This window comes from Ruegeria sp. BHSC026, from assembly GCF_059613065.1.
Genome location: NZ_JBXWRV010000001.1, coordinates 223,131 through 249,772, shown reverse-complemented (window position 1 = coordinate 249,772; position 26,642 = coordinate 223,131). Strand labels below are relative to the sequence as shown.

Below are 26,642 nucleotides of genomic sequence, written 5' to 3'. Positions count from 1 at the left end.
CGGCGAATTCCTCGCCAGGTTTGACACCGAGGAACGGAGACCGGAATGAACGCAAACCGCATCATCGACATGATCGTTCGGCAAGTCGTGCGCCGGCTGGTCACGCGCGGCGTGGACAAGGGCCTCGACCTGGCCGAACGTATGGGACGCAAGTCCGGGCAGCCGGACGGACCGCGCGACCCCAAGGCCGACCGGTACATGGCGCAAAGTGCGCGCCGCCAGGCCCAGAGCATGAAGCAGGCCAGACAGTTGACCCGCCAGATGCGGCGGTTCATGCGGTTCTAGGGATTACTGGACCGACTTGAAATGCTTCGACAATTTCAGGCCCTGACCCTGATAGTTCGAAGCGATTCCCGCGCCGTACAACTGAGTCGGCATCTCGGCCATGCGTTCGTAGACCAGCCGCCCGACGACCTGTCCGTGTTCCAGCACGAAGGGCGCCTCGTGGCAACGGACTTCCAGCACGCCGCGTGATCCGGCGCCGCCGGCTTCGGCATGGCCGAAACCGGGATCGAAGAATCCCGCGTAGTGAACCCGGAATTCACCCACCATCGCCAGATAGGGCGCCATTTCGGCGGCATACATCGGCGGAATGTGGACCGCCTCGCGGCTGACCAGGATGTAGAACGCGCCCGGGTCCAGAATGATGCGCCCGTCGCGGGTGCGCACCTCTTCCCAGTAGTCCTGCGGGTCGTATTCACCGATCCGATCCAGGTCGATCACGCCGGTATGTGGCTTGGCCCGGTACCCGACCAGATCGGTGTTGGGAAGGCACAGATCGACCGAAAACCCCAGCCCGTCCTGAATGACGGCCGGGCCGTCCACCAGCGGCGATTGCGCATGCAACGCGGCCAGATCCGCGTCGGACAGCACCGCCTGACCGCGGCGGAAGCGGATCTGGTTCAGGCGCATGCCCGGACGGACCAGAACCGAGAACGAACGCGGACAGATCTCGGCATAGAGTGGGCCGGCATACCCGGCGGGAACGCGGTCGAACTCGGTTCCGCCATCGGTGATGGTGCGGGTCAGCAAGTCGAGCCGCCCGGTCGAGCTTTTGGCGTTGGCCACGGCGGTCACGTCGCCGGGCAGGGCCAGCGATTCCATCAGCGGCACCAGATACACGCAACCTTTTTCCAGTACCGCACCTTCCGAGATGTCGATGTGATGCATCTCGAACTCAGCCAGCCGGTCGGCCACGCTCTGGCCTTCGCCGGCCAGAAACGAGGCGCGCACACGGTAAGCCACTGTTCCCAAACGAAGATCAAGGCTGGCGGGTTGGATCTGGGCCGGGGTGATCGGCGGGGTCGCGGTGATTTCACCGCTGTCGATCATCGCTGCGATCTGCTGGTTCGGGCACACGCCGGTCATTCCGTTCCTCCCCTCAGCCGAAGGAGGCTCCGGCCCGTATCTTCTGAACGTCGGTGTGATTTGGTCGGGCTAGCAGGACTCGAACCTGCGACCTTCCGTCCCCCAGACGGACGCGCTACCAGGCTGCGCCATAGCCCGACGTTGAGGTGTTCATAATGATTTTCCCGGCAGGGGCAAGAGGAAAACATTGCCTTTTTGCTCAACCCGCCAATTGCCGTTCGACCCGGTCCAGCCAGGCGCGCAAATCCTTTGCGATGGGCGCGATCCGGCGCAACGTGTCGGTATCGAACTCGGTTTTCTGCCATGCGCGGGCCGCGATTCCGGTCTGCTGCGGCGCGGTCTCGGCCGTGGGATTCTGCGCCGCTGCGTGATCTCGCGCTTCGGGCGCGGCCGGTGCGCCCGAATCTTCGGCCTCGGCCGGTGAAAGATCAAGTGCACCCTGAACCGCGGCGGGAGGCTGCGGCAGGGGGACGACGTTCTCGGCGGCCTGTATTTCGATGGTCGCGGCCGGAGCCGCGCCGTCGTCCAGTCCCGGCGACAGCGACGCGACATAGGCCACGCCCTGTTCACGCAGGATGCGTTGCACGCCCTTGATGGTCACGCCATCCTCGTGCAGCAGTTTCTTGATGCCGCCCAGCAGGCGCATGTCGTTGGGGCGGTAATACCGACGGCCTCCGGCCCGTTTGACCGGTTTGATCTGGCTGAACCGGCTTTCCCAGAACCGCAGCACATGCGCCTGAACACCCAGCCAATCCGCAACTTCACTGATGGTGCGAAATGCATCGGGAGACTTGCTCATGCCTGCCTTGCCCCGGATTTACTTGCGGTTTCCGACCGCGACCCGTTCCTTCATCAGATGCGAAGGGCGGAAGGTCAGAACGCGGCGCGGCTCGATGGGAACCTCTTCCCCGGTTTTCGGGTTGCGGCCGACGCGGGCCGACTTGTCCCTGACGCTGAACGTGCCGAAAGACGAGATCTTGACCTGCTCGCCGCGCACCAGCGCATCGGACATGTGGTTCAAAATGCTTTCGACAAGCTGCGCGCTTTCGTTGCGAGACAGACCCACTTCGCGAAACACGGCTTCGCTCAGGTCCATTCGCGTCAGTGTTTTTTCGCCCATGATTATTCCCCTGATGATGTACGACCATAGGGGCAGGGCAAATTCACTGTCAATATCAATGAATTGCGCGTGGTGGTGTAAGCAGGTTTGCGCCGCCCTACCAGCGCATCACCACCGCGCCCCAGGCCAGTCCGCCGCCGATGGCCTCGGTCACTATCAAGTCGCCGGGCTTGATCTGCCCGCGTTCCTTGCCCACCGACAGCGCCAGCGGGATCGATGCGGCCGAGGTGTTGCCGTGATCCTGAACCGTGACCACCACGTTATCCATGGGCAGCTGCAGCTTTTTGGCCGTGCCCTGAATGATGCGGATATTGGCCTGATGCGGGACGATCCAATCGACGTCGCCGCTTGTTAGCCCCGCGCGATCCAGCGCGGTGGTGGCCGTGGCAGCCAGTTTCTCGACCGCGTGGCGGAACACCTGGTTGCCCTGCATGCGCAGATAGCCGGTGGTCCGGTTCGAGACCCCGCCATCGACATAGAGCAGATCCTTGAACCGCCCGTCCGAATGCAGGTCGGTGGATAGAATGCCCCGGTCTTCAGGCGTTCCGGCACCTTCCTGCGCCTCGAGCACCAGCGCGCCGGCGCCATCGCCGAACAGAACGCAGGTGCTCCGGTCCGACCAGTCCATGATGCGCGAGAAGGTCTCGGCCCCGATCACGAGTATGCGTTTGGCCTGACCCGACAGGATCAGCGCGTTGGCGTTGGCAAGCGCAAAGACGAAGCCGGCGCAGACCGCTTGCACGTCAAAGGCAAATCCGCGGGTCATGCCCAGATTGGCCTGAACCATGGTCGCAGCGGACGGAAAGGTCAGGTCTGCGGTGGAGGTGGCCAGAACAATCGCGTCGATGTCGTCGGCGGTCAGCCCCGCATCGGTCAGCGCGGCCTTGGCCGCATGGGTCGCCATATCAGATGTGGTTTCGTCTTCGGCCGCGAAATGGCGGCGTTCGATGCCCGAGCGGGTCCGGATCCATTCGTCGGACGTGTCCAACGTCTTTTCGAACTCGGAATTGGGAACGATGCGTTTGGGTAGATAATGCCCGACACCAACAACGACTGAACGGCCTGCCATCTGAGGTCCTGCCTTTTTGTTATTTTTCGGTCTGCAGCGCAGATTGCGCAGCATCTTGTTCAAGCTGGGCAGTCGATGCAACCCGTGCGGCCAATTTTTCGGCAAAACCCGACCGTGCCAGGGTAAAAGCCAGCTTGATGGCCGCGGACACACCCGTGGCATCAGCGCCCCCGTGCGATTTGACCACTGTCCCGTTCAGCCCCAAGAACACCCCCCCGTTCACGCGCCGCGGGTCGATGCGCTTTTTCAGGCGCTGCAATGACGTGATCGCCAGCACCGAGGCCAGCCGGGACAGAGGAGAATAGCTGAACGCCTCTCGCAGAAGGTCGCCGATCAGGCTGGCGGTGCCTTCGCCCGTCTTGATCGCGACATTGCCGGTAAACCCGTCCGTCACAATGACATCGGCCTTGTCGCCGGGGATGTCGCTGCCTTCCACGAAGCCCACGAAATCGAAATTCGCCTGCTCGGCGAAGTCCGTGATCAACGCGTGCGCCTCTTTCAACTCGGCGCGGCCCTTGTGTTCTTCTGTACCGACATTCAGCAACCCGATGCGCGGACGCGCCAGGGCCATGCCGTTGCGGGCATACGAGGCCCCCATCAGCGCGTATTGCAGCAGATCCCGGGCATCGGCCCGCACATCCGCGCCCACGTCCAGCATCACGTTGAACCCCTGCGGATTGCGCGAGGGCCACAGGATCGCGATCGCCGGGCGGTTCACGCCGGGCAGCTTGCGCAGCCGCATCATCGACAGCGCCATCAGCGCGCCGGTATTGCCGCAGGATACGGCGCCGTGCGCCTCTCCGTTGCGCACCGAATCCAGCGCCGACCACATCGAGGTGTTCTTGCCGTTGCGCACGACCTGGCTGGGCTTGTCCTGCATCGTTACGACATCGGGACAATCGCGAAAAACGACGCGCCCTTCCAGGACGCGCCGTTTCGCAACAAGCTTGCGCAAGACGTCTTGGGGGCCGTGCAGCAGAAACCCGATATCGGGGTTCTTCTGCGCTGATTTCGCGATTCCAGCAACCACGACCGCGGGACCGGAGTCCCCGCCCATTGCGTCAACCGAGATGATGATCTTTCCGGTCTGCTCGGGCTGCGCCGTCATGCCAAAACCTGCGGTCAATCAGGCTCAGGCCGCGTCTTCGTCCAGGTCGATTTCGTCGGCCTGCGCCACGACTTCGCGGTCGTCATAGTGGCCGCAGGCTGCACAGACGTGGTGCGGGCGTTTCAGTTCGCCGCAGTTCGGGCATTCGTTCGGGTTTGCAGCAACCAGAGCGTCGTGTGCGCGGCGGTTATTGCGACGCGACTTGGAAACTTTGTTCTGTTGGACGGCCATGGTCTCAACCTTTGTCTGACTGGGGGCTGCAGATTCGCTGCCAGCCCGGGTTTCATTCTTCGTTTTCTCGTGGTGTGACGCGCGTTTAGGGGACGAGCCCCGCGATGTCCAACCCAAATTCCGATGAGCGCGCGAAAATACTGCGATTCTCGACATGTTCAAGGGGTTTTTCTGACCGAGTGCTATGACAGGAAATCATGGCGCTGTCACTTGTCTTTTTTCAGCGCGTCGCGCAACCCGGCCAGCCCCGCAAAAGGCTTGGCATCGTCATCCGTCATGGCCTGTTTGCCCGGCTCGGTGAAAATTGCGTCATCCAGATGTGCGCCGTCCTTGCGGGGGTATTGCGGCAGCGCCAGCGCCAGCGCTTCGCGCATCACGGCACCGGGGTCGATCTCGGGGCCCAGGGGTTCGGTTTCGTCGTCTTCGGGCATCTCGAATTCGGGTTCGTCCGGCTCGGTCCAGTCCGACAGGAACAGGCGCCGCACGGGCGTTTCGATACGCGTGGTCACAGGGTTCAGCGTGACGACGCAGGGCTGGATTACGGTTGCGCCAAGGTGACCGGTCAGTTCCCAATCGCGTTTGCCGCGGGCCTTTATCTCTCCGACAAAGCTCAGCTTGCGCAGCCCCTGCAGGCCCAGATCCGCCCGGAGGACATCCAGTTCATCCGCTGCCGGGTGCAGATCGAACGGGACGGGGCTGTTCTGCGGCAGGTCCGCGACGCGCAAAGATGTTGCCTTGGCCATAGTGACCCTTTCCTGTGTTGAACCGGGGCATGGGTTTCTGTAATCGGATAGAAGCCGCAAGGGTGCAAGGCAAGAGGGTGAAGATGTCGAAGGTCGCGAACAAGCTGAAACTGGCGTTCGGAACGCTTGCCTGCGTGTCGGTGCTTGCGATGGCCGGATGCAGCCCGGTCTACAAGAACCACGGCTATGTCCCCACGCCCGAGGAACTGGCCGAAATCAAGGTGGGTGTCGATACCCGCGACAGCGTGGTCGAAAAGGTCGGCGCGCCCGGCGCGTCGGGGGTTCTAAAGGATTCGGGGTACTATTACGTCGCCTCGCGTGTCCGCCATTATGGCCCCAAACGCCCCGAAGTGGTCGAGCGGCAGCTGGTCGCCGTCAGCTTTGACCAGCGCGGGGTCGTGCGCAACATCGAACGGTTCGGGCTCGAGGATGGCTATTTCATCGTCCTGGACCGCCGCGTGACCGATTCGAGCGTTCAGGACAGGGGATTCCTACGTCAGTTGTTGGGCAATATCGGCAGTTTCAACCCGGCAAACATCCCAGGCCAGAGCTGATCGCGCGTCCGGTCCCTCGGTCTGTCATGAGGCGGTTACAGACTTGGTGTTAGTGGCAGGCGGAACCTGGGAAAGTCAGATACCGCGGAGGGTGCGGCCATGGCCACGGATGTCTTGCTGAACAAGGGGAGGTATCGGGCGCGACTGGCCCGCACGCCCGAGGACATCGCCGCCGCGCAAGCGCTGCGTACGCTGGCTTTTCGCACCGCACGGACAGACCGCGATGCGTTCGACCGGATCTGCACCCATGTGCTGGTCGAGGATCAGCGGGCCGGCGGGCAACTCGTGTGCTGTTTCCGGATGCTGGTCATGGATTGCGGGCACGAGATCGGCCGCAGCTATTCGGCACAGTTCTACGATCTGTCGGGCTTGCAGAACTTTCAGGGACGGATGGTCGAGATGGGCCGGTTCGCGGTGCATCCCGACCGGACCGACCCGGATATCCTGCGGGTGGCGTGGGGCGCGATGACCGTGTTCGTGGACCGGTGCGACATCCGGTTGCTGTTTGGTTGTTCGTCATTTGCCGGGACCGACACCGAGGCCTACTTGGATGCTTTCGCAATGCTCAAACATCGCCACCTGGCGCCCAAACGCTGGTTGCCGCGGGTCAAGGCGCCGGACGTGTTCCGCTTTGCCGCGCGGCTGCGGCGCCGGCCCGACGCGCAGAAGGCCATGCGGCGCATGCCGCCGTTGCTGCGCACCTACCTTATGATGGGCGGCTGGGTCAGCGATCATGCGGTTGTGGACCGCCAGCTGAACACGCTGCATGTCTTCACCGGCGTCGAGATCGGTGCGATTCCCGCGGCGCGGAAACGCCTCTTGCGGATGATCGCGGGCTGAAGCCGCGCCGCTGTCAAAAGGTGAGGCTGGGGCGTTGACGCCCAATGCCTGCCGGTTTAGCTGGCGCGTATGGCACGTATTCCTTTGTTGCAGATGTCCGGTATCTCGCTGACCTTCGGGGGCGAGCCGGTGTTTTCCGACCTGGACCTGGTAGTTCAGCCCGGCGACCGCGTTGCGCTGGTCGGGCGGAACGGCTCGGGCAAATCCACCCTGATGAAGGTCATGGCCGGTCTTGTCGAGCCGGACCGGGGTGAGATCGTGGTGCCGCCCGGCAAATCCGTGGGCTACATGGAGCAGGACCCTCATATGGAAGGCTTTGCCACGCTGGGCGACTATGCCGCCAGTGGGCTGGAACCAGGCGAGTTGTACAAGGTGGAACGGGCCGGTGAGGGGCTAAAATTCGACCCCTCGCGTGCGGTTCAAACCGCCTCGGGCGGAGAGCGGCGCCGTGCGGCGCTGGCCAAGCTGATGGCCGAGGCCCCCGACCTGATGCTGCTGGACGAGCCGACCAACCATCTGGACATCGAGGCCATCGGTTGGCTGGAGCGCGAACTGGTTGCAACGCGGGCGGCTTTTGTCCTGATCTCGCATGACCGCGCCTTTCTGCGAGCACTGACGCGGGCAACCCTGTGGATCGATCGCGGTGTCGTGCGCCGGCAGGAGCAGGGGTTCGAGGCTTTTGAGGCCTGGCGCGACAAGATCTGGGAGGAAGAAGACCAGCAACGCCACAAGCTGGATCGGCTGATCAAGTCCGAATCCCGCTGGGCGGTTGAAGGGATCAGCGCGCGCCGCAAGCGCAATCAGGGCCGGGTGCGGGCGCTGCAAGCGTTGCGGGCGGAACGCGCGGCGCAAATCAAGCGTCAGGGCTCGGCGGCCATGTCTTTGGAAGCCGGTCCGAAATCCGGGCGCAAGGTGATCGAGGCGCGCGGTGTCAGCAAGGCGTTCGACGGCAAGCCCATCGTACGCAACCTGGACCTTTTGGTACAGCGCGGCGACCGCGTGGCCTTTGTCGGCCCGAACGGAGTTGGCAAGACGACGCTACTGAAATTGCTGCTGGGCGAGGCCGCGCCGGACGAAGGGTCGGTGACTCTGGGCACCAATCTGGAAATCGCGGTCTTCGACCAGACCCGCGCGCAGTTGGACCCCGAGATGACCCTGTGGGACAGCCTGACCGGCGACCCCGAGATGCGCGTCTCGGGCAAGGCCGATCAGGTGATGGTGCGCGGCCAGCCCAAGCATGTGGTGGGCTATCTCAAGGAATTCCTGTTCGACGAGCGGCAGGCCAGAGCGGCCGTCAAATCTCTGTCAGGCGGCGAAAAAGCGCGGTTGCTGCTGGCCAAGCTGATGGCGAAACCGTCGAACCTGCTGGTGCTGGACGAACCGACCAACGACCTGGATGTCGAGACGCTGGACCTGCTGCAGGAGTTGCTGGACGACTATGACGGTACCGTGCTGCTGGTCAGCCACGACCGGGATTTCCTGGATCGTGTGGCGACCACCACCATCGCGATGGAGGGCAACGGCCGCGCGACGGTCTATGCGGGCGGTTGGTCGGACTATATCGCGCAGCGCGGTGATCTGACCGAGAAAAGGCCTGAGAAAACAAAAGAGAACAAGCCGAAAGTCAAGCAGGAAGCCAAGCCGAAAACCGGCCTGTCCTTTTCCGAAAAGCACCGGCTGGAGAAGCTGCCCGCCGAGATCGCGCGGCTGGAAGCCGAGATCGCCAAGCTGGAGGAGCTGATGTCGGACCCCGAGCTGTTCACCCGCGAGCCGGTGAAGTTCCAGAAGGCGACCGAGGCTCTTGTCGAGCGGCAGCAGAAGCTGGCCGCCGCCGAGGAGGAATGGCTGGAACTGGAAGAAAAGGCTGAGGCCGGGGCCTAGCCAGGCTCGACCCAAGGCGCGGGCAGATCGGCGCTGCCCACGCCATGCGGTCATGTCAGCGCATGCGCAGGGCGCCGTCGATGCGGATGACCTCGCCGTTCAGATAGCCCATCTCGACGATGAACCCGGCCAGCCGGCCGTATTCGCGCGGGTCGCCCAGACGGGCGGGGTTGGGCACGTCGGCGGCCAGTTGCTGCTGCACTTCTTGGGGCAGGCCGGCCAGCATCGGCGTCATGAATATGCCGGGCGCGATGGTCATCACCCGGATCCCGGTCGAGGCCAGATCGCGCGCCATCGGCAGGGTCATGCCCACGACACCGCCCTTGGAGGCGGAATAGGCCGCCTGGCCCTTTTGGCCGTCGAAGGCCGCGATCGAGGCGGTGTTGATGATTACGCCGCGCGCGCCATCTGACTCGGGCGCGTACTTGGCCATTTCGACGGCAGCCAGACGCGACACGTTGAAGGTGCCCACGAGGTTGATGTCGATGGTGCGCTGGAAGGCGTCCAGCGGGTGGGGGCCGTCCCTGCCGACGGTCTTGATGCCATAGGCGATGCCGGCACAGTTCACGCAAGCAGTGATCTTGCCCATCTTTTCCATCGCCAGCGCAATGGCCGCGGCCACCGAGTTCTCGTCGGTCACGTCGGTCTGTGCGAAATGCCCGCCGATTTCGGCCGCGACCTGCGCGCCACGCTCGGCATCGCGGTCGAGGATGGTCACCTGCGCGCCGTTCTCGGCAAAGTAACGGGCGGTGGCCTCTCCGAGGCCCGAGGCGCCGCCGGTGATGACGGCGGCGGTGGTGGACAATTGCATGGCGGGCTCCTCCTCAATGATCTGAACAAGTGTTCAAATATCAGCCTGTATGGGGATCTGTCCAGCGCATCCCGCCGCGGTCAAGGCCCGCCAGCGGGCGCAGGCTGCGCCCCAGCGGTGGCCACCAGCCCCAGGTGCCGCCCAGCCAGCGGGCGCGGGCGCCGGTTCCCAGTTTGAACCGGGCCAGACCGGGCGCATCCTCGGTCGACACCGGGCCAAGATCGAGCCGCTGAAAACCCCGTTTCGCCAGCCAGCGCATCGCCTGCCACAGAATCAGCCGGTGGGCATTCAGCCGCCGCCCACGCGCGGTTGAATAGCCGATGTGATAGGTGGCAACCGAGCCATGGCACAGGAACAGCATAGCCGCCACGGTGTCGCCGTCGGTGGCTAAGAATTCAACGGCCTTGCCGGGATTGGCGCGGGCATAGGCCAGGGTCAGCGGTACCGGCCAGTTGCGATAGCCGCGTGCCCGCTGTTGCGCCTGATCGGCGGTCAGCAGCCATTTGTCCGACCCTTCGCGCAGGATGCGGCGCGTGATGCGCAGCGGGCTGCGCTCGGCCTGAACAAGCGCATTGCGCCATTTCTGATGCAGCCCTGCCCGCAGGTTGCTGCGCAGATCCAACTCGGCAACGCAGGTCGGGGTAACCAGCGGCATCGCGCCCAACGTGGTCAGGTCGGGGGCTGGATGGTCGGGCGACAGGATCAGCGGCGTGCGGTTCAACCCGGCCTGCCGGATCAGGCCGGGCAGGGTGGCCGGGTCGATCCGCGCGCGCGGCAGCATTGCCACGGTCACGCCGGGAAAGACCCGACGGCGCAGGACCAGCGTACCGTCCGCCAGCCGCAGCGGACCCTGCCCGCAGGCGCGCAGGGTCGCCTGCATCTCGGTGCTTTGCATCACGGGGGTGTGCGTGGTCGTCATGCGGGCATTAACCCGGTGGAAACCTAAAGCGGGGTTAATGACAGCATGAAAACGGTTCTCGGACAGATAATCCCATCGCCGCGCGTGACCCGTGCCGCGGCCTTTCTGCTGGCTGCCGCGCTGTCGGTGCCGGTGTTCGTGGTTCTCAGCGTGGCCGGCTGGCTGTGGTTTTAGCCTAATCCAGCCGGCTGCGCTGTTGCATCGGGGTGACGCCGAAGGCGGCGCGGTACACGCGCGAGAAATGGCCAGGGCTTTCAAAGCCGCAGGCAAAGGCCACGTCGGTGACCGAGGATTCGGTCTGCAACAGCAGGTTTCGCGCGCGGTCCAGCCGCAACTCCATGAAGTATTTCTTGGGCGAGGCGTTGAGGTATTTTCCGAACAAACGCTCCAGCTGGCGGGTCGAGATGCCGATCTGTTCGGCGATCAACGCCGGCGAGATCGGGTCGTTGATGCGGTCGGCCATGATCTGGATCGCCTTGGCCAGATGCGCGTTGCGCATGCCGTTGCGCGATTGCAGCGACACACGCTGATCAGCGGTCGCGTTGCGCACGGCGTTATAGACCATCTGGTCGGCGACCGCGATCGACAGGTCCTGCCCGTGGTCGCGCTCGATCAGGTGCAGCATCAGGTCGGCGGTCGCGGTGCCGCCCGAGGCGGTCATGTGCTTTTCATCGGCCACGAAGACGCTGCGCACCAGGTTCACGTCAGGGAAAGCCTCCATGAAGGCGTCGTGATATTCCCAATGGATCGCCGCCTGCATCCCGTTCAGGAACCCGGCCTCGGCGAGCAGCCACGCGCCCGAACACAGCGCCCCGATGGCCGTACCGCGCGCCCGTTCGCGGCGCAGTGCGGCCAGCAATGAGCGGCTGACGTGATCGCGCATGTGAATGCCCGACAAAACGAAGATCTGGTCGCATTTCGGCAGGTTCGCCAGCCCGCCATGCACCAGTGTCACGGACCCGTTCGAACACACCGCCTGCGCGCCGTCCTCCGAGGCGAAGGACCAGCGGTACAGCTCCTCGCCGCTGACCCAGTTGGCGATGCGCAGCGGCTCGACCGCGCAGGAGAAGGCCAGGTGCGAGAACTCGGGAACGAGGATGAAACAGAAGTGTTGCGGGCGGGTCATGCGCTCAGTCTATCACGGGCGGTCAGGCTGATTGTGTACAAGTTGCATTTTATCGGGCAAGAGCAGGGGCGACATCCTGGGTGTCGCGATTCGACCGAAGCGAAGGTTGGGGATGAAAGACGACACGAAAAGCCGCAAGGCGGCGCTGGCCGCGCATCTGAAGGCGGCGGTGATGACGCTGAAACTGCGCCCCGGCGATGACCTGGACGAGGCGCAGCTGTCCGAGGCGTTCGGCCTGTCGCGCACACCGCTGCGCGAAGTGTTCCGGCATCTGGCCGGGCTGGGCTATCTTGAACTGCGTGAAAACCGGGGCGCGCGGGTGTCCCAGATGTCTTATGCCACGCTGCGCGACTTCTTCCTGGTGGCGCCGATGATCTATGGCGCGGTGCTGCGGCTGGCGGCGCAGAACGCCACGGGAGACCAGATCGACCGGTTGAAGGCGTCGCAGGCGGCGTTTCGGGCAACCCTGCGGACGGGCTCGGCCGAAGATCGCGCGTTGGCCAACAACCAGTTCCATGAGATCACCGGTGAGATGGCGGCGAATGTCTACCTGCTGCCGTCGTTTCAGCGGCTGCTGATCGACCATGCGCGCATCGGCATGACCTTCTACCGCCCGGATCAGGCCGGGATGGGTGAAAGCCTCGATCTGGCCTGCGACCAGCATGACGCCATCATCTCCGCGATCGAGGCGCGCGACGAGGCGGCGGCGGGGCAGCTGGCGGCCGATCACTGGGCGCTGTCGCGCGACCAGATCGAGCTGTTCGTGACGCCCGCCGGTCTGGACCTGCCGCTGGGCTCGGTCGAGCGCGGATAGAAAAACGGCCGCCCTGAGGCGGCCGTCTTGTTCGGCGTCAGGCGGTTCAGCCCAACTGCACCAGCGCGTGCCGTTTCTTGCCGGCGCTCAGTTTGATGGGCGAGGACAGGGCCGCCGCGTCGATCATCAGCCCCGCATCGGTCAGCGGTGCGTCGTCCAGACGGGCGCCGTTTTCGGAAATCAGGCGCTTGGCCTCCTTGCCCGATTTCGCCAGGCCAGACTTCACGATCAGCTGCACAACCGAGATGCCATCGCCCAGATCTTCGGCGGTCAGGGTCAGGGTGGGCAGGTCGCCGCCCACGCCGCCCTTTTCGAACACTTCGCGCGCGGTGGCCTCGGCCTTGGCCGCGGCCTCGGAACCGTGCAGCAGGGTCGTGACTTCGTTGGCCAGACGGATCTTGGCCTCGTTGATCTCGGACCCTTGCAGCGCGCCCATGCGGTCGCATTCGTCTACGGGAAGCTCGGTGAAGATCTTCAGGAAGCGGCCCACATCGGCGTCGGTGGTGTTGCGCCAGAACTGCCAGAACTCGTAGGGCGACAGCATGTCGCCGTTCAGCCAGATGGCGCCGCCCTGGCTTTTGCCCATCTTGCGCCCGTCGCTGGTGGTCAGCAGGGGCGTGGTCAGGCCATAGATCTCATGATCCAGCACGCGTCGGGTCAGGTCGATGCCGTTGACGATGTTGCCCCACTGGTCCGATCCACCCATCTGCAGGATGCAGCTGTAACGACGGTTCAGCTCCAGAAAGTCATAGGCCTGCAGGATCATGTAGTTGAACTCGAGGAACGACAGGGATTGTTCCCGGTCCAGCCGCGATTTCACCGACTCAAAGGACAGCATCCGGTTGACCGAGAAATGCCGCCCGATGTCCCGCAGGAAATCGAGATAGTTCAGGTCGTCCAGCCATTCGGCATTGTTCAGCATCAGCGCGCCGGTGTCGCTGTTGTCATAGGACAGGTACTTGTCGAACACCTTCTGCATGCCGGCGATGTTGGCGTCGATCTGCTCGGGGCCCAGCAGGGGGCGTTCGTCCGAGCGGAAAGACGGATCGCCCACCTTGGTGGTGCCGCCACCCATCAGGGTGATCGGCTTGTGCCCCAGCTTCTGGAACCAGCGCAGAACCATGATGTTCATCAGATGCCCGACATGCAGGGACTGGGCGGTGGCGTCATACCCGATATAGGCTGTCTGCACCCCGCTTGTCAGAGCATCGTCAAGGCCCTGATAATCGGTGCAGTCGGCGAGAAAGCCGCGCTCGATCATCGTGGCGATGAAATCCGATTTGGGGTGATACGTCATGTCTTGCCTCGGGGTTGAATTGCGGGGCACGTTATAGGCGGCGAACGAGGGAAGGAAAAGGCCATGAATAAGGCCCGAGGCAAAGTTGGGGCAGTGCGGGCACTGGGGGCCATGTCGGGCACCTCGCTCGATGGGGTCGACGCGGCGGTGGTGGAAACCGACGGGCGGCAGATCCTGCGGTTCGGCGACAGTGCCTACCGGCCCTATACCGAGGACGAGCGCAAGCTGCTGCGTGCCGCGTTGGGCAAATGGAGCGGCCCCGAGGTGCACGCCGCCGAAGATCTGGTGACCCGCGCCCATGCCGAGCTGCTGTCGGAATTCGAGGACGTGGAGCTGATCGGCTTTCACGGCCAGACCCTTGCGCATGAGCCGCGCGGAAAGGGCACGTTGCAGGTGGGCGATGGCGAGGGGCTGGCGGTCGCGCTGGGTGTGCCAGTGGTCTGGGATTTCCGCAGCGATGACGTGGCCATGGGCGGCGAGGGCGCGCCGCTAGCGCCGTTCTTCCACTTTGCCTGCGCAAAATACGTCGGGGCCACGGCGCCCGTGTGCTTTCTGAATCTGGGTGGTGTCGGCAACCTGACCTATGTGGACCCGTCCTTTGACGGGCCCGAGGCGCCCGGTGCGCTGCTGGCCTTTGACACCGGCCCGGCCAACGCGCCGATCGACGACCTGGTGCAGGCGCGTCTGGGCCTGCCGATGGACCGCGACGGCGCGCTGGCCCGGCAGGGCACGGTCGAGACCGGAGCGTTGGAGCTGTTCCTTGCCGAGCCCTATTTCAACCGCCTGCCGCCCAAATCGCTGGACCGCAACGATTTTGCCGAGATGATCGGCCTGGTGAGGGAATTGAGCGACGCTGACGCCGTCGCCACCCTGACAGGCATGAGTGCGGCGGCGGTGGTGCAGGGGATGGAGCATTGCCCCAAACCGCCCGCGCGGGTACTGGTCACCGGCGGCGGGCGCAGGAACCCGGTTTTGATGGAGATGCTGCGCGTGGCGCTGGACTGCCCGGTCGATCCGGTCGAGGCCGTAGGGCTGGACGGCGACATGCTCGAGGCGCAGGCTTTTGCCTATCTGGCGGTGCGTGTGGCGCGGGGGATGCCCACCTCTTGCCCCGGCACCACCGGGGTCAAGGCGTTGGTCGGCGGGGGCACGGTCAGCCGGGTGTCGCAGGGCGCACCGCGCTGAAACGCGGCGAAAAATGATCCTGCCAAGGCGCTCGCGCGTAATTGTAGCAGTAGCCACAAAAACGCCGGAGATGAAGATGATCGGTTCCCTTGTCAAAAATGCGGCCGGTTGTGCCGTCGCGTTCATGCTCGCAGTGCCCGCCATGGCCGACGTGCAGGTTGAGTTCGTCGAGGGAGCGCCAAAGGACCGCTTCGTTCTTCGCAACGCCAGCGATTGCAGCCTGTCTGCTGCAACGGTGCGTCTGGATTTGTCCTCGTCGCAGGGCGGGCTGATCTTTGATGTCACCGGCGCGGGGGCAGGGGTTGAAGTGTTTCAGCCGTTTGAAATGGTTTCGGGGTCCGAGTATCTGAACGGGCTGCCTCAGGTTCAGGACGGGCAGTCGATGGTCGATCTGGACATCCGGTCCATGCCGCCCGGTGCGGAAATCGCCTTTACGATCGACGTGGATGACACCGGCGGCGGACGCGAGATCACCGTGTCGGGGGCCGAGATTCAGGGTGCGACGGTCTCTCTGGAAGGCGCGAAGAACCCGCAGCGTGGTGTCTTTTCGTCGGCGGCCCGCGCGGCTATACCGGTCGGGACCTGCTGAGGGGCAGTGCACCTGCGGATGGAACCGGCATGACAAAGACCCTGACACGTATCGCATTTCTGGTTCTGGTACTGGGTGGCGGCATACTGATCGGCACTCTGACGGGGCCGGGTGAGTGGTATGCAAACCTGAACAAACCGGTCTTCAACCCGCCGGGCTGGGTATTCGGCCCGGTCTGGACGGTTCTTTACGTGTTGATCGCAATGGCAGGTTGGCGGCAGTTCGAACGCGACCGAAGTTCGCCCGCGATGCGCCTGTGGTGGGCGCAGTTGGGCCTGAACTTTCTGTGGTCGCCCACATTCTTCGTGCTGCATCAGCCGTGGCTGGCATTGTTAGTGATTCTTGCGCTTCTGGTGGTGATTGTGCTGTTCATCGCGCGCGTCCGCCCGGTGGATCGCGTTTCGGCCTGGGCGTTCGTGCCCTATCTGGCATGGGTGGCATTCGCCACCATACTGAATCTATCGATCGCGGTCCTGAACTGACGCCGGCGGTGGTCAGAGCATCCACTCGACCGGCAGCCACCTGACGACGGCGGCAAGGCCGCGCTGGAACCGAGAGGTGTTCGGGTCAGTCTCAAAGGTCGTGGTCGTTCCGTCGTTGGTCTGCTGAATCCAGACCAGGCCGCCGTCACCGGCCATTTCGACGCGATAGGCGAATTCCGGCTTGTCCAGTTGCCGGGCCAGATCTGCAGCGACCGCGGGGCTCTCGATCAGCAGCCCCATCTCGGTGTTCAGCCGGGCCGAACGTGGATCCAGATTGTATGAGCCGATAAAGATCCGTTTGCCATCCGAGCCAAACACCTTTGCATGCAGGCCCGAGGCAGAGCCTGCAAGAATCTCGGGCAGGCTGCGTGCCTTATGCTCGGCGCGCAACGCGCGCAGCTCCAGCAACTGAACCCCGCTTGCCAGCAGGTCGTCGCGGTAGGCCATGTAAGCGGCATGAACCGGCATCACATCGGTCGCATCCATTGAGTTGGTCAGGACCCGGACTTTGACCCCAGACGACGCCAACCGTTCGAGCAACTCGGCCCCGCGGGAACCGGGAATGAAATAGGCCGAGACCAGATCGAGCGACGTCTCGGAGCTTTCGGCAAAGGCTATCAGACGCTCGACCATGAGGTTCTCGTCCTCCACCTGTCCAAGTCCCTTTGCCGGGTCATCGACAAAAAGTTCGATAGCGCTCCACTCGAACGGCAGATCGCGGTCGGCGATGCGGTCGGCCAGTTCATTGTCGCGGATCGCCTTTTGGTATCCGGCCCCGGCAGCGGTCTGACGCGCGGCCTCGGCCAATGCCTTCAGGCTTGGATCGGTCGCTGCAGGCAGGAACAACGCGGCATCATAGGCCGAGCCGCTGTTCCAGTAGGCATCGAACGACGCTGCAACCTCGTCCACGATAGGACCGATCGCGATGGTATCGACATCCAGATAGTGCGTTCCGGCCCCATAGTCGAAATAGATGTCGCCGATGTTTCGGCCCCCGACAATCGTGGCCACGCCGTCCACTGTCATGGATTTGTTATGCATGCGGCGGTTCAACCGGCCGAAATCGAACACATAGGATAGCAGCTTGGGGTTGCGCAGAGTGAACGGGTTGAAGATGCGCACATGGGCGGTGGGCATGGCATCCAGTTCCGCCAGAAGCGTGTCCAGCCCCGAGATGCCATTGTCATCGACCAGGAGGCGCACGCGCACGCCCCGTTCCGCCGCCGCACGCAATTCGTCCAGCAGCATCAGGCCGGTCACGTCATCCTGCCAGATATAGTATTGGGCATCGATGGACGAGACCGCCTCACGCGCGAGAATGGCGCGGGCGGCGAATGCGGTGTGCCCCTGACCGAGGGGGCGGACGCCATCCAGTCCGGGATTGCGCTGAATCGCCGGCTCGATGGCTTGGCCCAGCGGACCCGTCCAATCCGCGGGTTGGCTGTATGTCTGCTCCGAGAAATTGGTTTCGGGCAGCGGAAAGGCCAACCGCAGCCCAAACACGCCCAGGCCGAGGATCACGGCCACGGTCACCAAAGTCTTGATCAGCCGCATCGCGCCCTCATCTTTGCCCAATCATTCACAAGCGAACCTTGCCGCATCGGGCAGGGCAAGTTCAAGCGTGGTTCGGCAGGGGCCGGAGGTTTAGCCCCTGGGAATGTCGAACTCCGGCGGCGCCAATTCGAAACCGTCGAACTGGAAACCCGGTGAAACGGTACAGCTGACCAGCGTGTAGTCCCTGGTGCTGCGGGCGGCCTGCCAATGCCCGGCGGGTACGATGACCTGCGGGGCACCCTCGCTCAGGTCAGGGGATAGCATGTGATCGTTTGCCGGTCCGGTGTCGCTTTCGCTGATCGACAGGATCAGCGGCGCGCCGGCGTGAAACAGCCAGATCTCGGTCGCATCGACCCGGTGCCAGTGGCTGGCCTCTCCCCGTTTCAGCAGGAAATAGATGCAGGTCGCGGTCGGGCGGCCGGTGTTGTCCGCGCGCCAGGTCTCGGCATACCAACCGCCTTCGGGGTGGGGCTGCAACTGCAGGTGGTCGATGATCTGGTCGGCGGTCATGGCGGGCCTTTCACGGAGATGGGATTTGGTGCTGGCAATACTGCGCACAGATCATATGTTTGCGCCATGACCCTGACGATCCCCTTCGACAATTCCTATGCCCGGCTGCCCGGCGCCTTTTATGCGCGCCAGTCGCCTGAGCCCGTGCGCGCGCCGCGGCTGGTGGCTTTCAATGACGATCTGGCGCAGGTGCTGGGCATCTCGCCCGGTGACGCGCAGGACATGGCCCAGGTGTTTGCGGGCAATACCCTGCCGGACGGGGCCGAGCCGCTGGCGCAGCTGTATTCCGGCCACCAGTTCGGCAACTACAACCCACAGCTGGGCGACGGGCGCGCGGTGCTGCTGGGCGAGGTGGTGGGCACGGACGGGATCCGCCGCGACATTCAACTCAAGGGCTCGGGCCGCACGCCGTTCTCGCGGCAGGGCGACGGGCGGGCCTGGCTGGGGCCGGTTCTGCGCGAATATGTCGTGTCCGAGGCGATGCACGCGCTGGGCATTCCCACCACGCGTGCCTTGGCGGCGGTGGAAACCGGCGAGGTCGTGCTGCGCGAGGGCCCGATGCCCGGCGCGGTGCTGACCCGCGTGGCGCAAAGCCATCTGCGGGTGGGCACGTTCCAGGTATTCGCCGCACGCGGCCAGATCGCCGACCTGCAGCGGCTGACCGACTATGCCGTCGCGCGCCACTACCCGGACGCCGTCGGGCCGATGGGCCTGCTGCGCGCCGTGCGTGACGCACAGGCCGCGCTGATCGCGCAATGGATGGCGGTGGGCTTCATCCACGGGGTGATGAACACCGACAACTGCGCCATCTCGGGCGAAACCATCGACTATGGCCCCTGCGCCTTCATGGACAGCTATCATCCGAACACCGTCTACAGCTCGATCGACCGGATGGGGCGCTATGCCTATTCCAACCAGCCCGAGATCGCGGTGTGGAACCTTGCACAGCTGGCGACGGCGCTGATCCAGCAGATCGAGGACAAGCAGGCCGCCGTGGAAGAGGCGACCGAGATCGTACATGCCATGCCCGAATTGATGCAGCAGCACTGGCTGAGGCGGTTCCGAGCCAAGATCGGCCTAACCACCGAGGAGGACGGCGACCTTGCACTGATCTCGGACCTGCTGACGCGGATGGCGCAGAACCAGGCCGATTTCACCAATACCTTCCGCGCGCTGGGCAGCGATGCGGCACGGGACCAGTTTACCGATCCGGCGGCTTTTGACAGCTGGGCCGAGGGGTGGCGCGCGCGGCTGACGCGCGAGACTGACCCGGTCGCGGTGATGCACGCGGCGAACCCTGCCTTCATCCCGCGCAACCACCGGGTCGAGCAGATGATCGAGGCCGCCGTTCAGGGCGACTATGCCCTGTTTCACCGGCTGAACGCTGTGCTGGCCCAACCCTATGACGACCAGCCTGACGCCGCCGACCTGAGGCACCCGCCCACGCAGGACGAGGTGGTGCATGCCACCTTTTGCGGCACCTGAGCGGGTTTCGGCATCTGTGCTGAACTATCGGCTTGCGTCCGGGCGCGATCCTGCGAATCCTGACGGGGTACAACCGTAGAAAACCGATGACCACTTTGCCCAAGCTGCGCCTTGCCAGCTACAACATCCAGAAATGCGTCGGACTGGACCTGCGACGCCAGCCGCAGCGTATCCTGCAGGTGCTGGATCGGCTGAGCGCCGATATCGTGGTGCTGCAAGAGGCTGACAAACGCCTGCCGCCGCGCCCGGCGGCGCTGCCGCATTTCATGTTGGACGAGGCGGGGTGGAAGATCGTTGATCTGGGCGGTGCGGGCAGCCTCGGCTGGCATGGCAACGCCGTGATCTGGCGGGGCGACCACATTCAGGTGCGCCGCGCCGCGCATCACGATCTGCCGGGGCTCGAACCGCGCGGGGCGGTCCGGGTCGAGTTCGACACGCATATCGGCCCCCTGCGGGTGATGGGGATGCATCTGGGGCTGTTCTCGGCGTGGCGCCGCCAGCAGATCATTCACTTGCGGCAGGACGGCCGCGCGCTGGACCGGATGCCCACCGTCTGGGCGGGGGATTTCAACGAATGGTCGCGCCAGCCGATCCTTGACCGTCTTGCTCCCGACATGCGGTTCCTGCCACCTGTGCCAAGCTTTCCCGCCGCGCAGCCTCTGGGTGCGCTGGACCGGATCGCGCTGGGCGGCGGGCTCGAGGCGCTGGCGCACGGTGTGCACGGGGAGCGGCCCGCGCATATCGCCTCGGACCACCTGCCGGTCTGGGCCGATCTGCGCCTGGCCGGTTGAGTCGGCAAGGGTGCAAAACACGGTGGCGAAACCCGTGCGGACAGACTAAGACAGAGACCCGAACGGATTCTGAGGGGTGCCATGCCGGACACGATCATCGCGCGTTGCGAAGCCAAAGGCCTGCGCATGACCGGCCAGCGCCGGACCATCGCGACCGTTCTGGAACAAAGCGACGACCATCCGGATGTCGAGGAGCTTTACGCCCGCGCATCGGCGCTGGATGCGGGCATCTCGATCGCGACCGTCTATCGCACCGTCAAACTGTTCGAAGAGGCCGGAATTCTCGAGCGGCTGGAATTCGGCGACGGGCGCGCGCGCTATGAGGACGCCGAGCGCGACCACCACGATCACCTGATCGATATGAACTCGGGCGAGGTGATCGAGTTCGTGGACCCCGAGATCGAAGCTCTGCAGGAAAAGATTGCCGCCAAGTTGGGCTACCGTCTGAAAGGGCACCGGCTGGAATTATACGGCGTGCCGCTGGACAAGGACTGATCCGGCACCGACCCATCACGAAACGCGAACGGCCGGCTCAAATCAATTCATCATTCGTGGTCAGGTTGCGGGTTGCCAGACCGAGGCAATCGGGATTTCCTGCGCCGGTCGGGCAAGACGGGCCCGCCGGACGGAGACGCGCGCATGAACAACGTACAGGGCATTCTGCTGATCATCGGGGCGATGGCCGCCTTCACGCTTGAGGACATGTTTATCAAGCACCTGTCGACTTCCGTGCCGACCGGGCAGGTCATGCTGGTTCTGGGCCTGTTCTGCGGGCTGGCCTTTGCCCTGATGGCGGTGGTCACGCGCAAGCGGATCTTTGACCGGGCCGCCTGGCAGCCCTTGCCCCTGATCCGCGCGGGTACCGAGGCCTTCGGCGCGCTCAGTTTCGTCACCGCCTTGTCGCTGGTCGATCTGTCCACGGTCGCCGCCGTGTTCCAGGCCATGCCTCTGGCGGTAACCATGGGGGCGGCGCTGTTTCTGGGCGAACACGTTGGCTGGCGGCGGTGGAGCGCGATCGGCGTCGGATTCGCCGGGGTGCTGATGGTCATCCGCCCCGGTCTGGACGGGTTCCGCCCCGAGGCTCTGTTCGTGGTAGCGACGGTGGTCGCCATCGCCGCGCGCGACCTGATCACCCGGCGGCTGGATGCGCGGGTGGCCTCGGCCGTGGTGGCGCTGCAGGCCTATGCGGCGGTGGCGCTGGCGGGCGGCGCTCTGATGCTGATGGCGGGCCAGCCATTGGTGCCGCTTCAGGCCGGGCAGGTCGGGCCCTATATCGGCGCGGTGGGCTTTGGCGTGCTGGGATATTTCGGCATCGTCACGGCGATGCGCGTGGGCGAGGCCTCGGCCCTGACCCCGTTCCGCTATACGCGTCTGCTGTTCTCGATCCTGGCCGGGATGTGGATGTTCGGCGAACGGCCGGACCTGATGACCATGATCGGCGCGTCGCTGATCATCGGGTCGGGCATGTACACGTTCATCCGCGAACGGCGCATTGCACGGGCCATGGCTCCGGCTGTCTGCTGACCTGTTGGCGCAAACACGCCGCTGTTGGCGCTAAAGGCCGGAAAATATGCGTGTTAGCGATAACGGACCCGGTTTACTTTTCCCCGCGTGCTGGTATGAGGCATGCAACCGAACGCATTTTCAGGGACCGGTATCATGAGCACCATCATCGACATCCACGCACGCGAAATCCTGGACAGCCGGGGCAACCCCACCGTCGAGGTGGACGTGATCCTGGAAGACGGCACCATGGGCCGGGCCGCCGTGCCCTCGGGCGCATCGACCGGCGCCTATGAGGCGGTGGAAAAGCGCGATGGCGACAAGTCCCGTTACATGGGCAAGGGCGTGCTCGAAGCCGTGGCCGCCGTGAACGGCGAAATCGCCGAAGAGCTGGTGGGCTTTGATGCGACCGAGCAGGTGGCGATCGACGCCGCGATGATCGAGCTGGACGGCACCCCCAACAAGGGCCGCCTGGGCGCGAACGCCATTCTGGGCGTGTCGCTCGCGGTGGCCAAGGCGGCGGCGGATTTCACTACCCAGCCGCTCTATCGCTACGTGGGGGGCACCTCGGCCCGGGTTCTGCCGGTGCCGATGATGAACATCATCAATGGCGGCGAACATGCCGACAACCCGATCGACATCCAGGAATTCATGATCATGCCCGTGGCCGCCAGCAACATCCGCGAGGCGGTGCGCATGGGGTCGGAAGTGTTCCACACTCTGAAAAAGGAACTGTCGGCCGCCGGGCTGGCCACCGGTGTCGGCGACGAGGGCGGGTTTGCCCCCAACATCGCTTCGACCCGCGAAGCGCTGGATTTCATCCTCAAGTCGATCGAGAAGGCGGGCTACAAGCCGGGGGACGAGATCTATCTGGCGCTCGATTGCGCGGCCACCGAGTATTACAAAGATGGCAAATACGTCCTGTCGGGCGAGGGCAAGACTCTGAGCAGTGACGAGAACGTGGCCTATCTGGCAGCGTTGGTGAACGACTATCCGATCATCTCGATCGAGGACGGTATGTCCGAGGATGACTGGGACGGCTGGAAGGCGCTGACCGACGAGCTGGGCGGCAAGGTGCAGCTGGTGGGTGACGACCTGTTCGTGACCAACCCGGCGCGACTTGCCGAAGGGATCGAGAAAGGCTGCGCCAACTCGATGCTGGTCAAGGTGAACCAGATCGGCTCGTTGACCGAAACCCTGCGCGCCGTGGATATGGCGCACCGCGCCCGCTACACCAACGTGATGAGCCACCGCTCGGGCGAGACCGAGGACGCCACCATCGCCGATCTGGCCGTGGCGACCAACTGCGGTCAGATCAAGACCGGCTCGCTGGCGCGGTCGGACCGGCTGGCGAAATACAACCAGCTGATCCGCATCGAGGAAACGCTGGGCGAGGTCGCGGAATACGCGGGGCGTTCGATCCTTCGCAAGTAAGCCGCAAGCTGCTAGGCTTGCCCCCGACATTGGCCGGGGGTCCGTCATGCTCAGCATCATCGAACCAAGAACGCCGGAGCAGTTTGATGCTGTCCGGCGTTTGTGTTGGGAGTATCACGCCTTTCTGTTGACGCTGGACGACCGGTCGCGGCAGGTCGTGAACACGTTCTATCCGCCTGACAAATATGCCGCCGTTCTGGCGGCCATCGAGACCGAGCATATGCCGCCCAAGGGCGGGACCCGGCTGGCGATGCTAAACGGGCAGGCGGTCGGCTGCGGGATGTTCCAGACGATCGATCCGGGTATTGCCGAAATCAAGCGCGTGTTCGTGACCGAGGAAGCCCGGGGCACTGGCGCGGGCCGTGCGATCATGCAGGAATTGATCGCCCAGTGCCGCAAGGACGGGTTCGAGATGATCCGGATGGACACCGGAAAACCGCTGCAGGCGGCGACTCGGCTGTATCTGTCGCTAGGGTTCAAGCTGCGCGATGCCTATTCCGACATTCCCGAAATCGCACGGGGGCAATTGTTGTTCTTTGAAATGTCGCTGCGGGGCGATACCGCCGAAGCCTAGGGAATTGCAGTGGAATTGCCCAAGACCTGAGTTTCGAGCGGCCGAAATCGCAAATAAAAGCAAACATAAATGTCTTTATGTGTGAACTTTTACCTACGCGCGCCGCAGCGGCGGGCGTAATCTGACGGTACAGCAGAAAGGAGAACGTGATGTCTGCTTCAAGAATCCTTCTCGTGATTTCGATGCTTTCCGTCGGTGTTCTGGCGGCCTGTGCGGGGCCTGGCACCTACCCGATCACCGGCGAGCCGGTGTCGCAGAATGATCCGGTGCAGGAGATGTACTACAACCCCAGCCTGATCTTCCGCGGTGAGTCGCGCTAGAGCGTCTTGCTCATCAGCATGTAGCGGTCGCGCGGTTTGAAGCCGGTTCGAAGGTACAGTTTCTGCGCGGCCTCGTTGGTTCGATCCACCTCAAGGTGCAGGGCCGTCAGGCCGGCCCCGGCCAGTGCCTTGGGCAGGGCTTGAAGAACTTCGGTAGCGATGCCGCGGCGGCGAATGGCGGGGCGGATGTAGATTTCGTCCACGAACCCGTCCATGCCCCCGAACTCGACCGACCAGCCGAAGGTCAGGATGACATAGCCCAGCGGTGCGCGCGCGGGGCCGATCAGGTAGATGCAGCCGTGCGGGATGCCCTCGAGCAGCGGCGCAAGGGCCGCGCGGCGCTGGTCGGGGTCCTGTTCGATCCCTGCCTCGGCGTGAAAGGCGGCGACCAGACCCATCAGCCGATCAAGGTCGTCGGGGCGGGCAAGGCGCAGGGCGGCGCTCATAGCCGGGCCAGCCGTTCGGTGAGCAGGGCAAAGAACCCGTCGGCGTCCAGATCGCCGATGAACAGCGCGTTGGGCTTTCGGTCGGTGACGCCCCACCAGTCGGCGACGGTCATGCCAAGGGTGAGGTCCGACTGGGTTTCGATCTCGACGTTGACGTGTCGGCCCGAGAAGAGCTCGGGGCGGATCAGATAGGCGGTCACGCAGGGATCGTGCAGGGGCGCGCCCTCGCTTCCGTACTTCTCCTTGTCGAAACGTTCGAAGAAATCAGTCATCTCGGCCACCGCGATGCCGACCTTGGTGCCAAGGGCGCGGAAGGCGTCGTTGCGCTGTTTGGTGACCAGCGCCTTGTGCGTGACATCCAGCGGCATGACCACGATATCGACGCCGGATTTAAACACGATGTCAGCGGCTTCGGGATCGACATAAATGTTGAATTCAGCGGCCGGGGTGATGTTGCCGACCTCGAAATAGGCACCACCCATCAGCACGATCTGCTGCACCCGCTCGATGATGTCGGGGGCTTTCTGAAAGGCCGTGGCGATGTTGGTCAGCGGCCCCAGCGGGCAGAGGGTGACGGTGCCGGGCGGGTGGCGGCGCAGGGTGTGGATGATGAAATCGACCGCGTTGCCCTGGGCCAGTTCCATCTTGGGGTCGGGCAGGTCGGGGCCGTCGAGGCCGGTCTTGCCGTGCACATGCTCGGCGGTGACCAGCTTGCGTTTCAAAGGCGCGTCGCAGCCCGCATAGACCGGCACGTCGGTTCGGTCCGCCAGTTCGCAGACGATGCGGGCGTTCCTAGCGGTCAGCTCCAGCGGCACGTTGCCCGCGACGGCGGTAATGCCCAGAACCTCGATCTCTTCAGGGCTGGCCAAGGCCAGCAGGATGGCGACGGCGTCGTCCTGTCCGGGGTCGGTGTCGATGATGATTTTGCGGGCGGTCATGGGGTCTCCGGGGGGATGGTGAGGGCGGACACTGGCAAGCGCGGCTGGGCTTGTCCAGCGGTTTCAGGCGTCGCTTGCGGCCTTGACCGGCGGGAGTTTGCCGTTCGCGCGGTGCTCTTCGGCCTTCACCTCGTCCCACAGGGCGTCCATCTCCTCGAGCGTGCTCTGTTCGGGCGTCTTGCCGCGTTCGGCGAGGCGTTCCTCGATCTTGTTGAAGCGCCGGGTGAACTTGGCGTTGGTGCGGCGCAGGGCGGCCTCGGGCTCGACGCCCAGATGGCGGCCGAGATTGACGATCACGAAGAGCAGGTCGCCGAATTCGTCCTCGAGCGCGTCGGCGTCCATCTGGTCGCGCGCCTCTGCCAGTTCGGCGGCCTCTTCGGCGATCTTGTCCAGCACATGGCCCGCATGGGGCCAGTCGAAGCCCACCCGCGCGGCGCGTTTCTGCAGCTTGTAGGCGCGCAGCAGGGCGGGCAGGTTGGCGGCGACGCCGTCCAGCGCGCCCTTTTGTTCCTTTCCGGCGCGCTCGGCGGCCTTGATCGCCTCCCAGTCGCGGGTCTGCTGTTCGGCGGACTTGTCGCGGGATTCGTCGCCGAAGACATGCGGGTGGCGGGCCACCATCTTGTCGGACATGGTACGCACCACGTCCTGAAAGGTGAAATGCCCGGCCTCTTCGGCCATCTGTGCGTGAAAGACCGACTGGAACAGCAGGTCGCCCAGCTCGCCCCTGAGCTCGTCCCAGGCCTGGCGTTCGATGGCGTCGGCGACCTCATAGGCCTCTTCGATCGTGTAGGGGGCGATGGTGGCGAAATCCTGCTCGATATCCCACGGGCAGCCGGTGTCCGGGTCGCGCAGGCGGCGCATGATCTCCAGCAGCCGCTCGATTCCGGCGTCGGTATCGTGGATCAGTGGATTTTCAACCATTGCGAAGCCCCTTGTTCCGGTGTCAGATG

The 26,642-nt window shown here is 64.3% G+C and carries 32 protein-coding genes and 1 tRNA gene; 16 read left to right on the top strand and 17 right to left on the bottom strand.

The features are described from left to right. Positions 1–45: 45 nt before the first annotated feature. On the top strand, positions 46–285 hold the full coding sequence (locus AC2FME_RS01255) for a hypothetical protein (RefSeq protein WP_496682261.1): 240 nt from the start codon (positions 46–48) through the stop codon (positions 283–285). A 3-nt stretch (positions 286–288) separates the two neighbouring features. Here AC2FME_RS01255 and AC2FME_RS01250 read toward each other — a convergent pair whose 3' ends face one another. The 8 genes from AC2FME_RS01250 to AC2FME_RS01215 form a co-directional block, all read right to left on the bottom strand. Next, positions 289–1,368, bottom strand: a complete 1,080-nt coding sequence (locus tag AC2FME_RS01250; RefSeq protein WP_496799401.1) for a 2'-deoxycytidine 5'-triphosphate deaminase — start codon at positions 1,366–1,368, stop codon at positions 289–291. A 61-nt stretch (positions 1,369–1,429) separates the two neighbouring features. After that, a tRNA-Pro gene (locus tag AC2FME_RS01245) sits at positions 1,430–1,506 on the bottom strand. 61 nt (positions 1,507–1,567) lie between these two features. Further along, the gene (locus AC2FME_RS01240; RefSeq protein WP_496799400.1) at positions 1,568–2,167 is read right to left on the bottom strand and encodes a MerR family transcriptional regulator; all 600 of its coding nucleotides are present in this window, start codon (positions 2,165–2,167) and stop codon (positions 1,568–1,570) included. Between the two features lie 18 nt (positions 2,168–2,185). After that, on the bottom strand, positions 2,186–2,488 hold the full coding sequence (ihfA, locus tag AC2FME_RS01235; protein WP_149774932.1) for an integration host factor subunit alpha: 303 nt from the start codon (positions 2,486–2,488) through the stop codon (positions 2,186–2,188). A 97-nt stretch (positions 2,489–2,585) separates the two neighbouring features. After that, the gene (locus AC2FME_RS01230; protein WP_496682269.1) at positions 2,586–3,557 is read right to left on the bottom strand and encodes a beta-ketoacyl-ACP synthase III; all 972 of its coding nucleotides are present in this window, start codon (positions 3,555–3,557) and stop codon (positions 2,586–2,588) included. Between the two features lie 19 nt (positions 3,558–3,576). After that, a complete protein-coding gene (gene plsX, locus AC2FME_RS01225) occupies positions 3,577–4,665 on the bottom strand; it encodes a phosphate acyltransferase PlsX (RefSeq protein WP_496711814.1) in 1,089 nt (362 codons plus the stop codon). A 24-nt stretch (positions 4,666–4,689) separates the two neighbouring features. Next, on the bottom strand, positions 4,690–4,896 hold the full coding sequence (gene rpmF / locus AC2FME_RS01220; protein ID WP_068331762.1) for a 50S ribosomal protein L32: 207 nt from the start codon (positions 4,894–4,896) through the stop codon (positions 4,690–4,692). Between the two features lie 206 nt (positions 4,897–5,102). After that, the gene (locus AC2FME_RS01215; RefSeq protein ID WP_496799399.1) at positions 5,103–5,639 is read right to left on the bottom strand and encodes a YceD family protein; all 537 of its coding nucleotides are present in this window, start codon (positions 5,637–5,639) and stop codon (positions 5,103–5,105) included. Positions 5,640–5,722: 83 nt separating this feature from the next. On the opposite strand from AC2FME_RS01215, the gene AC2FME_RS01210 reads away from it, so the two are divergent. The 3 genes from AC2FME_RS01210 to AC2FME_RS01200 all read left to right on the top strand — a co-directional run bounded on the left by AC2FME_RS01210 (position 5,723) and on the right by AC2FME_RS01200 (position 8,914). Continuing rightward, positions 5,723–6,193: an outer membrane protein assembly factor BamE gene (locus tag AC2FME_RS01210; protein WP_496799398.1), complete on the top strand. Its 471-nt coding sequence runs from the start codon at positions 5,723–5,725 to the stop codon at positions 6,191–6,193. 99 nt (positions 6,194–6,292) lie between these two features. After that, positions 6,293–7,033, top strand: coding sequence for a GNAT family N-acetyltransferase (locus AC2FME_RS01205; RefSeq protein WP_496799397.1), 741 nt, complete (start codon positions 6,293–6,295; stop codon positions 7,031–7,033). Between the two features lie 69 nt (positions 7,034–7,102). Then, positions 7,103–8,914 (top strand): ABC-F family ATP-binding cassette domain-containing protein, encoded by a 1,812-nt coding sequence (locus AC2FME_RS01200; protein WP_496799396.1) that lies wholly within the window; start codon positions 7,103–7,105, stop codon positions 8,912–8,914. A gap of 55 nt (positions 8,915–8,969) precedes the next feature. Here the strand turns inward: AC2FME_RS01200 and AC2FME_RS01195 are convergent, their stop codons facing one another. Together AC2FME_RS01195 and AC2FME_RS01190 are read right to left on the bottom strand one after the other, a co-directional pair. Next, positions 8,970–9,725 (bottom strand): 3-hydroxyacyl-CoA dehydrogenase, encoded by a 756-nt coding sequence (locus AC2FME_RS01195; RefSeq protein WP_496799395.1) that lies wholly within the window; start codon positions 9,723–9,725, stop codon positions 8,970–8,972. Positions 9,726–9,765: 40 nt separating this feature from the next. Next, on the bottom strand, positions 9,766–10,644 hold the full coding sequence (locus tag AC2FME_RS01190) for a GNAT family N-acetyltransferase (protein WP_496799394.1): 879 nt from the start codon (positions 10,642–10,644) through the stop codon (positions 9,766–9,768). 45 nt (positions 10,645–10,689) lie between these two features. Here AC2FME_RS01190 and AC2FME_RS01185 point away from each other — a divergent pair, with 45 nt between their 5' ends. Next, positions 10,690–10,818 carry a hypothetical protein gene (locus AC2FME_RS01185; RefSeq protein ID WP_496799393.1) on the top strand — a complete coding sequence of 43 codons (129 nt, stop codon included), beginning with the start codon at positions 10,690–10,692 and terminating at the stop codon, positions 10,816–10,818. A 1-nt stretch (position 10,819) separates the two neighbouring features. Here AC2FME_RS01185 and AC2FME_RS01180 read toward each other — a convergent pair whose 3' ends face one another. Further along, complete coding sequence (locus tag AC2FME_RS01180; protein ID WP_496798648.1) at positions 10,820–11,770, bottom strand: GlxA family transcriptional regulator; 951 nt, start codon at positions 11,768–11,770, stop codon at positions 10,820–10,822. 112 nt (positions 11,771–11,882) lie between these two features. Here AC2FME_RS01180 and AC2FME_RS01175 point away from each other — a divergent pair, with 112 nt between their 5' ends. Continuing rightward, complete coding sequence (locus AC2FME_RS01175) at positions 11,883–12,584, top strand: GntR family transcriptional regulator (protein ID WP_496682288.1); 702 nt, start codon at positions 11,883–11,885, stop codon at positions 12,582–12,584. A 46-nt stretch (positions 12,585–12,630) separates the two neighbouring features. On the opposite strand, the gene tyrS is transcribed toward AC2FME_RS01175, so the two are convergent. After that, on the bottom strand, positions 12,631–13,881 hold the full coding sequence (tyrS, locus tag AC2FME_RS01170; protein ID WP_496799392.1) for a tyrosine--tRNA ligase: 1,251 nt from the start codon (positions 13,879–13,881) through the stop codon (positions 12,631–12,633). Positions 13,882–13,944: 63 nt separating this feature from the next. Between tyrS and AC2FME_RS01165 the strand changes: the two genes are divergently transcribed. The 3 genes from AC2FME_RS01165 to AC2FME_RS01155 all read left to right on the top strand — a co-directional run bounded on the left by AC2FME_RS01165 (position 13,945) and on the right by AC2FME_RS01155 (position 16,137). Then, complete coding sequence (locus tag AC2FME_RS01165) at positions 13,945–15,066, top strand: anhydro-N-acetylmuramic acid kinase (protein ID WP_496799391.1); 1,122 nt, start codon at positions 13,945–13,947, stop codon at positions 15,064–15,066. A 76-nt stretch (positions 15,067–15,142) separates the two neighbouring features. Beyond that, on the top strand, positions 15,143–15,655 hold the full coding sequence (locus AC2FME_RS01160; RefSeq protein ID WP_496799390.1) for an aggregation factor core: 513 nt from the start codon (positions 15,143–15,145) through the stop codon (positions 15,653–15,655). A 29-nt stretch (positions 15,656–15,684) separates the two neighbouring features. Further along, the gene (locus AC2FME_RS01155; RefSeq protein ID WP_496799389.1) at positions 15,685–16,137 is read left to right on the top strand and encodes a TspO/MBR family protein; all 453 of its coding nucleotides are present in this window, start codon (positions 15,685–15,687) and stop codon (positions 16,135–16,137) included. 12 nt (positions 16,138–16,149) lie between these two features. Here the strand turns inward: AC2FME_RS01155 and AC2FME_RS01150 are convergent, their stop codons facing one another. Both AC2FME_RS01150 and AC2FME_RS01145 read right to left on the bottom strand, forming a co-directional pair. Next, positions 16,150–17,691 carry a phospholipase D family protein gene (locus AC2FME_RS01150; RefSeq protein ID WP_496799388.1) on the bottom strand — a complete coding sequence of 514 codons (1,542 nt, stop codon included), beginning with the start codon at positions 17,689–17,691 and terminating at the stop codon, positions 16,150–16,152. Positions 17,692–17,781: 90 nt separating this feature from the next. Further along, positions 17,782–18,201: a cupin domain-containing protein gene (locus AC2FME_RS01145; protein ID WP_496799387.1), complete on the bottom strand. Its 420-nt coding sequence runs from the start codon at positions 18,199–18,201 to the stop codon at positions 17,782–17,784. 66 nt (positions 18,202–18,267) lie between these two features. Between AC2FME_RS01145 and AC2FME_RS01140 the strand changes: the two genes are divergently transcribed. From AC2FME_RS01140 to AC2FME_RS01110, 7 genes are all read left to right on the top strand, one after another. Then, positions 18,268–19,686: a protein adenylyltransferase SelO gene (locus AC2FME_RS01140; RefSeq protein ID WP_496799386.1), complete on the top strand. Its 1,419-nt coding sequence runs from the start codon at positions 18,268–18,270 to the stop codon at positions 19,684–19,686. Between the two features lie 86 nt (positions 19,687–19,772). Continuing rightward, a complete protein-coding gene (locus AC2FME_RS01135) occupies positions 19,773–20,477 on the top strand; it encodes an endonuclease/exonuclease/phosphatase family protein (RefSeq protein WP_496682305.1) in 705 nt (234 codons plus the stop codon). Positions 20,478–20,558: 81 nt separating this feature from the next. Further along, complete coding sequence (locus AC2FME_RS01130) at positions 20,559–20,972, top strand: Fur family transcriptional regulator (RefSeq protein ID WP_005982689.1); 414 nt, start codon at positions 20,559–20,561, stop codon at positions 20,970–20,972. Between the two features lie 144 nt (positions 20,973–21,116). After that, entirely contained in the window at positions 21,117–22,001 is an 885-nt protein-coding gene (locus AC2FME_RS01125) for a DMT family transporter (RefSeq protein ID WP_496799385.1), read from the top strand. Positions 22,002–22,136: 135 nt separating this feature from the next. Continuing rightward, positions 22,137–23,414 carry a phosphopyruvate hydratase gene (gene eno / locus AC2FME_RS01120; RefSeq protein ID WP_496799384.1) on the top strand — a complete coding sequence of 426 codons (1,278 nt, stop codon included), beginning with the start codon at positions 22,137–22,139 and terminating at the stop codon, positions 23,412–23,414. Positions 23,415–23,460: 46 nt separating this feature from the next. Beyond that, positions 23,461–23,988 carry a GNAT family N-acetyltransferase gene (locus AC2FME_RS01115; RefSeq protein WP_496799383.1) on the top strand — a complete coding sequence of 176 codons (528 nt, stop codon included), beginning with the start codon at positions 23,461–23,463 and terminating at the stop codon, positions 23,986–23,988. Positions 23,989–24,137: 149 nt separating this feature from the next. Continuing rightward, the gene (locus AC2FME_RS01110; RefSeq protein WP_496799382.1) at positions 24,138–24,308 is read left to right on the top strand and encodes a hypothetical protein; all 171 of its coding nucleotides are present in this window, start codon (positions 24,138–24,140) and stop codon (positions 24,306–24,308) included. Here the strand turns inward: AC2FME_RS01110 and AC2FME_RS01105 are convergent. The 3 genes from AC2FME_RS01105 to mazG form a co-directional block, all read right to left on the bottom strand. Continuing rightward, on the bottom strand, positions 24,305–24,754 hold the full coding sequence (locus tag AC2FME_RS01105) for a GNAT family N-acetyltransferase (RefSeq protein WP_496799381.1): 450 nt from the start codon (positions 24,752–24,754) through the stop codon (positions 24,305–24,307). The genes AC2FME_RS01110 and AC2FME_RS01105 overlap by 4 nt on opposite strands. Further along, positions 24,751–25,692 (bottom strand): nucleoside hydrolase, encoded by a 942-nt coding sequence (locus AC2FME_RS01100; protein ID WP_496799380.1) that lies wholly within the window; start codon positions 25,690–25,692, stop codon positions 24,751–24,753. Before AC2FME_RS01100 ends, AC2FME_RS01105 begins: the two co-directional genes overlap by 4 nt. A gap of 63 nt (positions 25,693–25,755) precedes the next feature. Beyond that, on the bottom strand, positions 25,756–26,613 hold the full coding sequence (mazG, locus tag AC2FME_RS01095; protein WP_496799379.1) for a nucleoside triphosphate pyrophosphohydrolase: 858 nt from the start codon (positions 26,611–26,613) through the stop codon (positions 25,756–25,758). Positions 26,614–26,642 lie beyond the last annotated feature (29 nt).